The sequence below is a fragment of the Actinoallomurus acaciae genome (genome assembly GCF_042429965.1).
Lineage (GTDB): Bacteria > Actinomycetota > Actinomycetes > Streptosporangiales > Streptosporangiaceae > Actinoallomurus > Actinoallomurus acaciae.
The window spans coordinates 16,521-17,091 of the sequence record NZ_JBHLZP010000155.1; the positions used below are offsets into that span (position 1 = coordinate 16,521).

The window sequence follows — 571 nt, forward strand, 5'->3', positions numbered from 1 at the left end:
CGTCGTGTCCGTAGGTGTGGGTTCGGGCGGCCGGGCCGTCACTCTCGAGGCCGACCTGGCGTAGCCGTCGCGTCTGTGGGTGTGGGTCCGGGCGGCCGGGCCGTCATTCTTCCGCACGACCTGCTGGGCGACCGGCCCGGCGCGCTGTTCGGCTGCCTCTCCTCCGTCAACGGGCTGTTCGGCGGCGCGTCGATGGGCGCGTACGCCGCCGCTGACGCCTATCTCGGCGCACTCGCCGCAGGCCTGCCGGAGCGCGGCCGCGACGCGTACATGTGGGAGGAGATCGGCGTGAGCGCCGGGTACCCCCTCGAAGCGCTCACCGAGAGCCGCCCGAGGAGGCGCTGCGCTCATTCCGCGTCACCCTGGTCCGCGACGTGCCGCACCAGCTCATCGGGCGTGACCCCGACCGGCGTACGCACGCTTCGCGTGTGTTTCGAAGCCCCGCCCTCCCAGACACTGCCGCCGTCCCAGACACTCCCCGCCGTCCCAGACACTCCCCGCCGTCCAGACACTCCCCGCCGTCCGAGACACTCCCCGCCCCGAGACACTCCCCGCCCCGAGACACTCCCCG

Annotated in this window: 1 protein-coding gene; it reads left to right on the forward strand. The window is 73.4% G+C overall.

Annotation, left to right across the window (positions count from 1 at the left end):
- Positions 1-75 precede the first annotated feature (75 nt).
- Positions 76-571 (forward strand): KR domain-containing protein (locus tag ACFFNX_RS21260; protein ID WP_378204852.1); only part of this gene is annotated, 496 nt, incomplete at its 3' end.